We start from the raw sequence: 11,508 nt of genomic DNA, 5'->3' as shown, positions 1-11,508 counted from the left end.
GAGGAAATAATGACAACAAAAGTAGCTATTAACGGATTTGGAAGAATAGGACGTCTAACACTAAGAAGAATTTCTGAAGTTGAAGAAAATATTGAAGTTGTAGCAATCAATGACCTTATTGACAAAAAAGGTTTATTGTATGCATTTAAATATGATACAGCTCAAGGAAGATTTAACGGAGATGCTGAATTAACAGATGATGGATTTAAAATTAACGGCAAAGACATTAAAGTATTTGCTGAAAGAAATCCAGAAGATCTTCCTTGGGAAGAATTAGGTGTTGATATTGTGCTTGAATGTACAGGATTCTTTACAGAAAAAGAAAAAGCTGAGGCTCACATCAAAGCCGGAGCTAAAAAAGTTTTAATTTCTGCACCAGGAAAAGGTGACTTAAAAACAATCGTATTTGGTGTAAACCATGAAATCCTTGATGGATCAGAAACAGTAGTTTCTGGAGCAAGCTGTACAACAAACTGCTTGGCACCAATGGTTAATGTATTGAAAAATGAATTTGGATTTGTTTCTGGACAAATGTCAACAATCCACGCTTACACAGCAACACAAGCTATTCAAGATACACCAGCTACTAAAAAAGATTTAAGAGGTGGAAGAGCTGCAGCACAAAACACAATCCCAGCATCAACAGGAGCTGCAAAAGCAGTAGGAAAAGTACTTCCAGAAGTTGAAGGAAAAATAGATGGATCTGCATTAAGAGTTCCAACAATAACAGGATCAATTACAGAATTATATTCAGTACTTGAAAAGAAAGTTACTGTAGAAGAAGTTAACGCAGCAATGAAAAAATACTCATCAGATGCATTTGCTTATACAGAAGATGATGTTGTATCAAGCGATATAATTGGATACCCAGCAGGTTCAGTATTTGACTCACAACTTACAAAAATAGTTGAAGGTGAAAATGGAACACAACTTGTTAAAACTGTTGCATGGTATGACAATGAAATGGGATATGTATCTAACCTAGTTAGAACACTAGATTATTTAGCAAATCTTTAAGAATTGAACAGGCGAGATATATTCTCGCCTTTTTTTTAGAGGAGAATTATGAATAAAAAAACTGTAAAAGACTTAAATGTAGACGGAAAAAAAGTTTTAGTAAGAGTAGACTTTAACGTTCCATTATCAAAAGATGGAAATCATACAATTTCTGATGATACAAGAATAAAGGCTGCCCTTCCAACAATTGACTACTTGTTAGAAAATAATGCAAAAGTTATATTGATGAGCCATTTGGGAAGACCAAAAGGAGAAGCAAATCCAGAATTTTCATTAAAACCAGTAGCTAAATGGTTAGAAAATCATTATGGAGAAAAATTCCACTTTTTACCATCAGATACTGTAGTTGATGAAAAAGTAAAAGAAGAAGTAGAAAAACTTGAAAATGGAAATCTTGCCTTACTTGAAAATACAAGATATGTAAAAGGCGAAACAAAAAATGATCCAGTTTTTGCAAAAGAATTATCATCACTAGCTGATTTATTTGTAAATGATGCTTTTGGAACAAGTCACAGAGCTCACGCATCAAACGTTGGTGTAGCAAGTAATCTTGAAAGTGCCGTAGGATTTTTGATTGAAAAAGAAATTGAAATTATGGGCAAGGCTCTAGAAAACCCAGAAAAACCATTTGTTTCAATCCTAGGTGGTGCAAAAGTTTCAGATAAAATTGGTGTAATTGAAAACTTAATTTCAAAAGTTGATTATATTTTAATCGGTGGAGGAATGGCATATACTTTCCTTAAAGCTCAAGGAAAAGAAATAGGTAAATCTCTACTTGAAGAAGATAAGATGGATTTATCTTTAGAATTAATCAAAAAAGCAGAAGCTAACAATGTAAAAATTCTTTTACCAAAAGATGTTGTAATAGCAGATGATATAAAAGAAGATGCTGAAACTGAAATAGTTGATATTGACGATATTCCACAAGATAAAGAAGCTTTAGATATAGGACCAAAAACAGCAAAAGAATATGCAGATATTATAAAGAAAGCAAAAACTGTTGTATGGAATGGACCTATGGGAGTATTTGAAATAAAAGTATTTGCTAATGGAACAAACGAAGTTGCAAAAGCTTTAGCAGAATCTTCAGCTACAACAATCGTAGGTGGAGGAGATAGTGCTCTTGCTATTGAAGAAGCAGGATATAAGGATAAAATAACTCACGTATCAACAGGTGGTGGAGCAAGTCTTGAATTTTTAGAAGGAAAAACTCTACCAGGAATTGATTGTATAGATGAAAAATAAGGAGTAGAAATGCGTACACCTGTAATAGTAGGAAATTGGAAAATGAACATGACCCCTAGTGAAGCAAAATCTTTGCTAGAAGAGTTAGTAGAACTTGACCTTGATGAAAGTGTAGAAAAAGGTGTTTGTGTACCAGCAATAGATCTTTTACTTGCAAGTGAAATTTTAAAAGACTCAGACATTAAATTTGGTGCACAAAACATGTATTTTGAAGAAAGTGGAGCTTTTACTGGGGAAATTTCTCCAAAAATGTTAAATGACATAAAAGCTGATTATGTAATCTTGGGTCACTCTGAAAGACGTGAATATTTTAATGAAGATGATGAATTAATCAACAAAAAAGTTTTATCAGCTCTTGATCACGATATAGTTCCAATTCTTTGTGTTGGTGAAACTTTAGAAGAAAGAGAAGCTAACAGACAAGAAGAAAAAGTAAAAGATCAACTTGAAAAAGATCTTAAAGGAATTGAAGGATCAGATATAACAAAAGTTATAATAGCCTACGAACCAATCTGGGCTATAGGAACAGGAAAAACAGCTTCAGCAGAAGATGCTGATGATATGTGTGCTTTTATAAGAAATTATATAAAAGAAGCTTTCTGTGAAGATTGTTCAGAAAAAATAAGAATTCAATACGGCGGATCAATGAAGCCTGCTAATGTTAAAGAATTATTAGCAAAAGAAAATATTGACGGTGGACTAATAGGTGGAGCAAGCCTTAAAGCAAGTGACTTTGAACAATTAATTAATCACAAAAAATAAATTTATAAGGAGATATTATGAGCTTAATAACAAGTGTATATGCTAGACAAATTTTAGATTCAAGAGGAAATCCAACAGTAGAAGTTGAAGTTGTAACAGAAGACGGTGGTTTTGGTAGAGCAAGTGTACCATCTGGTGCATCAACTGGTGAATGGGAAGCTGTTGAATTAAGAGATGGAGATAAGAATTATTATTTAGGAAAATCAGTTCTTAAAGCAGTTGATAATGTAAATGAAATCATAGCTGAAGAATTAGAATTTACCTATGATGTTTCTGATCAAGTTGGTATCGATAGAGCAATGATTGAACTTGATGGAACTGAAAATAAAGCAAAATTAGGTGCAAATGCTATTCTTGGTGTTTCATTAGCAGTAGCAAAAGCTGCAGCAGATGAACAAGGCGTTTCCTTATATAATTATATTGGAGGAACAAATGCAAAACTTCTTCCAACACCAATGATGAATATCTTAAATGGTGGAGAACATGCTGATAACTCAGTTGATATCCAAGAATTTATGATTTTCCCACTTGGAGCTGAAAGCTTTTCACAAGCTTTACAAATGGGAGCAGAAGTATTCCACAGTCTTAAAAAAGTTCTTTCATCAAAAGGCTACAATACAGCTGTAGGTGATGAAGGTGGATTTGCTCCAAACTTAAAATCAAACGAAGAAGCTTTAGAAATCATCTGTGAAGCTATAAAAGAAGCTGGATATGAACCAGGAAAAGATGTTTATATAGCTATGGACTGTGCATCTAGTGAATTTTATAATAAAGAAGATGGAAAATATCACTTAGATGGAGAAGGAACAGTTAAAACAGAAGATGAAATGATCGACTGGTTAGAAGAATTAGTAGGAAAATATCCAATTATTTCTATTGAAGACGGTCTTGATGAAAATGACTGGGAAGGATGGGCAAAACTTACACAAAGACTTGGTAAAAAAGTTCAATTAGTAGGTGATGACTTATTCGTAACAAATACTAAAAAACTTGAAAAAGGAATAAAAGAAGGAGTTGCTAACTCAATTCTTATAAAAGTAAATCAAATTGGTTCATTAACAGAAACATTAAATGCAATTGAAATGGCAAAAGAAGCTGGATATACTGCAGTAGTTTCTCATAGATCTGGTGAAACAGAAGATACAACAATTTCAGACTTAGTTGTTGCTGTAAATGCTGGACAAATTAAAACTGGTGCTCCATCAAGAACTGATAGAGTAGCTAAATATAACCAACTTCTAAGAATTGAAGATGAATTATTTGATACAGCACAATTTAAAGGTCTAAAAGCATTCTATAATATTAAAAAATAATATTATTATTAAGAATAGAGGGGTAAAATAATACAAAGCCCCTCTTTTTTATTGTAATATTTAATTTTTTGTGATATTATTAAATAGTATGAAAACGGAGGTGTCAGATGACAACAGTATTATCAGTATTATTGATGATAGCTTCTGTAGTTTTGGTTATAGCTGTAACCTTACAAGAACCAAAAACTGATGGACTTGGAACACTTGCTGGTCAAGAAACAAACGTATTTGGTAGAAGCGCTCATAGATCAAAAAATGAAATGTTAGATAAAGTTGTAATTTTTGCAGGAGTTGTTTTATTTTTATTAAGTATAATACTACTTGCAATAAGCTAAGGGGTTAAGTAAAGATTTTTAATTTGGAAATCAGATTAAGAAGGCTTTTACTAGCCTCTTTTTTAATAGGAGAAAATATGAATTTTAAAGATTTAATTTTAAATATAGTAAATGATGAAAATTACAAGCCAATGACAATAAAAGAAATGCTAAAGTATTTGGATTGTGATAAATATATAAAAAAAGATGTAAAAAAATTAATAAAAAAAATGGCTAAAGATAATGAAATAAAAATTAGCTCTAAAAAGAAAATTCATCCCTTAAATATTGAAGATAAATCTTTAATTGGAGAAATTTCTCTTGCTCAAGGTGGTTATGGATTTTTTATATCTGATAATAAAGACTACAAGGATGTTTTTATCTCGCAAAAAAATCTTAATTCTGCAAATAATAAAGATAGGGTTAAGATTAGAATTATAAAAAATAAGGAATATGGTAAAAATGCTGAAGGAAAAGTTGTAGAAATTATTCAAAGAAGTTCAAATAAAATTGTGGGTTTGTATCAAAAAAACAAGGGATTTGGATTTGTTATTAGTGATAATGATAGCTTATCAACAGATATTTATGTAGATGAGAAATATTCTAAAAAAGCTAAAAGCAATGACAAGGTAGTTGTAGAAATAATAAAATATCCTAAAAATGGATCGCCCGAAGGAAAAATTATTGAAGTTTTAGGAAACAAAGATGATTCTAATGTCGATTTATATTCTATAATAAGATCTCACGGATTAAAAGACAATTTTTCTAAAAAAACAAAAAAGGAAGCGGTTTTTATAGAAAAAGAAGTAGATTTGAAAAATGTAAAAGATAGGTCTGATTTAAGTTCATTATTTACAGTTACAATTGATGGTAGGGATTCCAAAGATTTTGATGATGCAATTTCTATAGAAAAAGAAGATAAAGATTATATTTTATATGTCCATATAGCTGATGTAAGCCATTATGTAAAAGAAAAAAGTGCAATTGATAAGGAAGCTTATGAAAGAGGAAATTCAACTTATTTATACAATCTTGTTTTGCCTATGCTTCCAGAAGAACTTTCAAACGGAATATGCTCTTTAAATCCAAATGAGAATAGGCTTGCTATAAGTTTAAAAATGAAAATTGATGATTCAGGAAGAGTAATTGATTATAAAATTTATAAGTCTATAATAAAGTCAAACTATAGGCTAGTTTATGATGATGTTAATGACTATCTTGAGGGGAAAGAAAAATCATATGATGATGAAATTTTATTAGAAAAATTGAACTTATTTGATGATTTATATAAAATTTTAAGAAAAAAAAGAGAAAAAAGAGGATCGATAGATTTTAATTTCACAGAAAGTCAAATTGACGTAAATGATGAAGGAGAAGTTTTAAATATTTCAATTCTTGAAAGAGGACCTGCTAATAAAATGATTGAGGAATTTATGCTAGTTTCGAATGAAACTATAGCAAGTTTATTTGCCTTTATGGACTTTCCTTCAATTTATAGGATTCATGAAAAACCGAAAGATGAAAAAGTTGAATCATTTAGAAATATTTTAAACACACTAGGTTATAATATAAGAGGAAGAGAACTTCACCCTAAAGATTTTCAAGAAATATTAAAAGAAGTTTCAGGTAAAGATGATGAAAGCCTTGTAAATATGCTAATGCTAAGAACTATGACCAAGGCAAAATATGTAAATTATAGGGACATGCATTTTGGGCTTGCGACTAAATATTACACCCATTTTACAGCTCCTATAAGAAGATATCCTGATCTTATAGTTCACAGACTTGTAAAAGATTTTGTTGATAATAAACTTGGAAATATAAACCAAGCATCTCTTGAGAAAAAATTATCAAAAAATGCTGAGCATTTATCAATAACAGAAAGAAACAGTGAGGAATGCGAAAGAGATGTTGAAGATTTATATAAGTGTAAATATATGAAAAAATATATTGGTGAAAAATTTGAAGGGATAATTTCATCAATTACAGATTTTGGAATATTTATAGAGCTTGAAAATACTGTTGAAGGATGTTTTATGTATAAATTTTCCGAAGATCATTTTGAATATATTGAAGATAAGCTAACTTGTGTAAATACTGAAAATAATAAAAGATATAAGATAGGTCAAAAAGTTTTAATAGAAGTTAAAAATGTTGATCTTGAAAAAAGAAATATAGATTTTGATTTGATGGAGGGATTATTTGAAAATACTAGCAAATAATAAAAAAGCAAGGCATGATTATTTTTTAGAAGAAAAATATGAGGCTGGAATTGAACTAAAGGGAAATGAAGTAAAAAGTATAAGGGAAGGTAAAGTTTCAATAAAAGAATCTCACGTTGGAGATTACAAGGGAGAATTATTTATTTATAACATGAATGTAACTCCATATAAACAATCTTATGAAAAAAATATTGACCCAATTAGAACTAGAAAACTTTTACTCCATAAAAAAGAAATTGATAAATTAATTGGAAAAGTTTCTCAAGCAGGCTATACAATGATAGTAAATAAAATTTATCTAAAAGAAGGCTTGATAAAGGCGGAAATTGCTCTTGCAAAGGGTAAAAAAATCTATGATAAAAGAGAAACAATAAAGAAAAATGATGCTAAAAGAAAGATAGAAAGAGCACTCAAAAATTATTGATATTATGGCATATATAGAATTAAAAAATGTTTATAAATATTTTACAGTTGGTAAAAATAAAATTATAGCTAACAAGGACATAAATTTATCAATTGACCAAGGTGAGCTTGTTATAATTGTTGGGGCAAGTGGTGCAGGTAAAACTACCCTTTTAAATTTGATTGGTGGAATGGACACCTTAAGTGATGGGGAAATTATTGTTGATAATAAAAACTTATCAAAAATGAAGGAAAAAGATCTTACTAGGTATAGGAGAGATGATGTAGGTTTTGTTTTTCAATTTTATAATTTAATTCCAAATTTAACTAGTATTGAAAATGTAGAGCTTGCTAGTGAAATTGCAAAAAATAATATGGATGCAAATCTAGCTCTTGATGAAGTTGGTCTTTCAAATAGAAAAGACTCTTTCCCATCTCAACTTTCTGGTGGAGAGCAACAAAGAGTTGCTATAGCAAGAGCTATAGCCAAAAATCCCAAACTTTTATTATGCGATGAGCCGACTGGTGCTCTAGATTATAAAACTGGAAAATCAATTTTAAAATTACTTCAAGATACTGCTAAAAACCTAAACACAACTGTAATTATAATAACTCACAATGGTGCAATAAAAGATATTGCAGATAAGGTTTTCGAATTAAAAGATGGAATGATTGTAAATTCATATAAAAATGAAAATCCAAAAAATGTTGAAAATATAGAGTGGTAAAATGAAAAAAAATAATTATTATAAGTCGATTTTTAGGGATATAAAAAATACTAAGGGCAAGATATTTTCAATTTTTGTTATGATTGGTCTTGCTTCGATGGTTGTTGTTGCTCTTTTTTTATCAGGCCCATCTATGAGAAAAACTCTAAATAAAACTTTAAATAAAAATAAGCATCCTGATATAATTGTTAGGGCAAGTTATGGGATAAAAAATGAAGATAGGCTAATAATTGAAAAAGATAGTGATACTGATAAAATATCCTATAAAAAAAACCTAGATCTTTTTGCCAAAGATAAATTAATTTCTGTAAAATCCTACGATGAAAATCTAAGTAAATTATATATAAAAAAAGGAAGAAAAATCAAAAACTCCAATGAAATAATCCTTGATGAGCTTTTAAAAAAAGATTATAAAATTGGGGATTTCATTAGTTTTGAGACGATTGATGATGAAAAAATAGGAGATTTATTAAAAAACAAAAAGTATAAAGTAGTAGGATTTGCTAATTCTTCTGAATATTTGATGGATGATTTAAGGGATGTATCAATAAAGGGCAAGGAGATGGTTTTTGCTTTTGCTTACATAGATAAGGAAAATTTTAGAAACGATAATTATAATCAAGTTGATATTTCTTATAAAAAAACAAAAAATATGGATAGATTTTCTGATGAATATAAGTCTTTTGTAAAGAAAAAAAGAGAAAATTTAAGAAAAGATTTTAAAAATCGTCCAAGCCAAGTTTTGAAAAAAACAAAAGATGAGGCAAATTCAAAACTTGATGAAGAAGAAAAAAAGTTATCAGATGGAGAAAAAAAATTAAAAGAAGGAAAAGATAAACTTATTGAAGCAAATGAAAAATTAAATAAGGGTCTTGATGATTATAATAAGGCAGAAAGTGATTTTAATCTTAAAATTAGAGATGGAGAAAACAAATTAGACCAGTCAAAAATCCAAATAGATAGTGGTTTTAAAAAACTTAATGATGGGAAAAATCTTTATTATAGAAATTTAGCTACTTTTAATGAAAAAATTAAAAAGAATGAAGAAAAACTAAACGACTCTAAGAATAAAATTGACCAAGCTTATGAAAAAATAAATAAAAATTATGAAAAAGTCAATTCAAGTAAAGATTTACTTGATAAGTCCTTTGCTGATAAAAAAGCTATGGTTAAAGGTTTGGAAGAAAAAATTAGTAATGAGAATTCTAATTTATCAAGCAATAAAAATAAATTAAGTGAAATTGATTCTAAAATTGAAAATTTAAATATAAAATTAGAAAGTTTATTAAATCAAAGTTCAAAAAATGAAGATGATATTCAAGCTTTAAAAAACGAATTGGATAAGCTAAATCTAGAAAAAAAAGATTTACAAGAAAAAATTATTCAAAGTGAAAATATTATTAAAAATCTAAACAAAGAATATTCTTATACAAAAAATCAATTTGATAAGGCTTATGCCCAAGCTATGGATCCCATAAATAAAAATTTGGAAAAATTAAACAAGGAAAAAGAAAGTTTAGACGAAAAAAATTTACTATATAAAGAATCCAAAAATAAATTTGACCAAGAAAAAATAAATGGATCAAAGAAGTTAGATAAGGCAAAAAAAGATCTCGATCAAAACGAGAAAAGTTTAAATGAAGGATTGGTTTCTTATAAGAATGGAAAAAGAAAATTAAATGAAGAAAAAGTAAAGGGAAGAGAAAAACTTGACCAAGCTTTCAATAAACTTTTGGAAAATCAAAAAGAACTTGATAAGGCAAATAATGAATATGAAAAAAATCTAAGTAAAGCCAAAAAAGATATTGATGATGGATATAAAAAAATCAAAAAGGCTCGTGAAAATTTGATTAAACTTGTAGATCCTAGCTATGAATTTGAATCTATATATTTAAATAAATCTATAGATACTTACTATAAAAATAGCTTAAATATGGATGAATTATCAAAAGTTTTTCCTACATTTTTCTACTTTATAGCTCTTTTAGTTTCTCTTACTACAATAAAAAGATATATTGAGGAGCAAAGAATTCAAAATGGAACCTTGAAAGCTTTGGGTTATAGCAATTTTGATATAGGAAAAAAATTTTTCATTTATGCTTTAATTCCAACAATTTTTGGCTCAATTATAGGTGCTATTATAGGTAAATATATAATTTGTAAGGTTATTTTTAAAGCCTATTCTTCAGGATTTGATGTTTTATCACTTACTTATATAAATTCAAGTTTGATTGTTTTATTTACAATTTTCTTATCAGTTTTTTTAATTTCAATGACAGTTTATTTTACAAGTATAAGTGAGGTCAAAGAGCAAACTGCAGATTTATTAAGGGCCAAGGCTCCAAAAAAAGGTTCAAGAATATTTCTTGAAAAAGTAAAATTTATATGGAGACGACTTTCTTTTATGACAAAAATCACCTTTAGAAATTTGTTTAGGTATAAGTCTAGAATGTTTATGACTATTTTTGGAATCGGAGGATGTACTGCACTTTTATTTTTCGGTTTTGCTATGACTAATTCTGTAAAAGACACATCAAAACTCCAAAGACAAGAAATAACCCGATATGATTTTATTTCTATTTTTGACAAAAATGCAGATGAAAAAGATAAAAATTCTTACGAAAATATCCTAAAAAGTTCTGAGTCTATGAAAATTCTTTACCAAAAAGCTGATGTAGATAGCAAAGATGGAAATATGAAAGTAAATTTAATGGTCTTTGAAAATCCTAATAAAGTTGATGAATTTATTAAAATTAGGGATAAAAATAAAAAGAGAATTATACTCGATAAAAAAAATGTAATTATTAGCAAAAATTTATCTAATAAAATAAATTTAGATGACGATTTAAAATTTGAAACTGATAATGAAAATGTTAAAGTTAGTGTAAAAGGTGTTGCTGAAAATTATATAGATGATTATATCTATATGTCAAAAAAGTCTTATGAAAGAATTTTCTCGAAAAAATTTATAGCAAATGCCAATCTTGTCAGGGCAAATGAGAAAACTAGGGATAAAATATTAAATAACAAGGCAAGTCTTGCCCTTGTAGAACCAAATAAATTTTATGAAACCATGGATGTTTTGATGGCAAATTTGAATTTGGTAATTGGAATAATTACTCTTGTATCAATGATTCTTGCTGTTGTTGTTTTATATAATCTTACAAATATAAATGTAAGCGAAAGGAAAAAAGAACTTGCAACTACAAAAGTTCTAGGATTTTTCCCAAGAGAAACTACAGCCTATATCTATAGGGAAACTTATATTTTGACAATATTGGGTATAATTCTAGGATATATTTTGGGTTATATAATGTTAGTATATGTTTTAAATGTTGTTGCTCCTGATGGAATTTATATTTCTCATAAGACTCATTTATCATCATATATAATTTCAGCCTTTATAACTTTATTTACATCATTTTTAATAATGATAATAGTTCATTTTAAATTGAAAAAAATAAATATGGCAGAAGCAATGAAAGCAGGCGAATAAAAAGCATCG

The 11,508-nt window shown here is 28.4% G+C and carries 9 protein-coding genes; all 9 read left to right on the top strand.

What is annotated here, in order from left to right; all coding sequences use genetic code 11:
* The first annotated feature begins 9 nt into the window (after positions 1 to 9).
* The 9 genes from gap (at position 10) to L6653_RS03200 (ending at position 11,499) form a co-directional block, all read left to right on the top strand.
* Positions 10 to 1,017: a type I glyceraldehyde-3-phosphate dehydrogenase gene (gene gap / locus L6653_RS03240; protein WP_236785494.1), complete on the top strand. Its 1,008-nt coding sequence runs from the start codon at positions 10 to 12 to the stop codon at positions 1,015 to 1,017.
* Positions 1,018 to 1,065: 48 nt separating this feature from the next.
* Positions 1,066 to 2,262: a phosphoglycerate kinase gene (locus L6653_RS03235; RefSeq protein ID WP_236785493.1), complete on the top strand. Its 1,197-nt coding sequence runs from the start codon at positions 1,066 to 1,068 to the stop codon at positions 2,260 to 2,262.
* 9 nt (positions 2,263 to 2,271) lie between these two features.
* Complete coding sequence (gene tpiA / locus L6653_RS03230) at positions 2,272 to 3,024, top strand: triose-phosphate isomerase (RefSeq protein ID WP_236785492.1); 753 nt, start codon at positions 2,272 to 2,274, stop codon at positions 3,022 to 3,024.
* A 17-nt stretch (positions 3,025 to 3,041) separates the two neighbouring features.
* Positions 3,042 to 4,337: a phosphopyruvate hydratase gene (gene eno / locus L6653_RS03225; protein WP_236785491.1), complete on the top strand. Its 1,296-nt coding sequence runs from the start codon at positions 3,042 to 3,044 to the stop codon at positions 4,335 to 4,337.
* 107 nt (positions 4,338 to 4,444) lie between these two features.
* Positions 4,445 to 4,672, top strand: coding sequence for a preprotein translocase subunit SecG (gene secG, locus L6653_RS03220; RefSeq protein ID WP_058990338.1), 228 nt, complete (start codon positions 4,445 to 4,447; stop codon positions 4,670 to 4,672).
* Between the two features lie 77 nt (positions 4,673 to 4,749).
* Positions 4,750 to 6,873, top strand: coding sequence for a ribonuclease R (gene rnr, locus L6653_RS03215; protein WP_236785490.1), 2,124 nt, complete (start codon positions 4,750 to 4,752; stop codon positions 6,871 to 6,873).
* Positions 6,854 to 7,297, top strand: a complete 444-nt coding sequence (gene smpB, locus L6653_RS03210) for an SsrA-binding protein SmpB (RefSeq protein ID WP_058990340.1) — start codon at positions 6,854 to 6,856, stop codon at positions 7,295 to 7,297. The genes rnr and smpB overlap by 20 nt, the downstream gene beginning before the upstream one ends.
* A gap of 4 nt (positions 7,298 to 7,301) precedes the next feature.
* On the top strand, positions 7,302 to 8,003 hold the full coding sequence (locus L6653_RS03205; protein ID WP_236785489.1) for an ABC transporter ATP-binding protein: 702 nt from the start codon (positions 7,302 to 7,304) through the stop codon (positions 8,001 to 8,003).
* A gap of 1 nt (position 8,004) precedes the next feature.
* Positions 8,005 to 11,499 carry an FtsX-like permease family protein gene (locus L6653_RS03200; protein ID WP_236785488.1) on the top strand — a complete coding sequence of 1,165 codons (3,495 nt, stop codon included), beginning with the start codon at positions 8,005 to 8,007 and terminating at the stop codon, positions 11,497 to 11,499.
* The last annotated feature ends 9 nt before the right edge of the window (positions 11,500 to 11,508 follow it).

The organism is Anaerococcus ihuae (assembly GCF_928368155.1).
Classification (GTDB): Bacteria; Bacillota; Clostridia; order Tissierellales; family Peptoniphilaceae; genus Anaerococcus; species Anaerococcus ihuae.
This window is presented reverse-complemented; position numbering and strand designations above follow the sequence as displayed.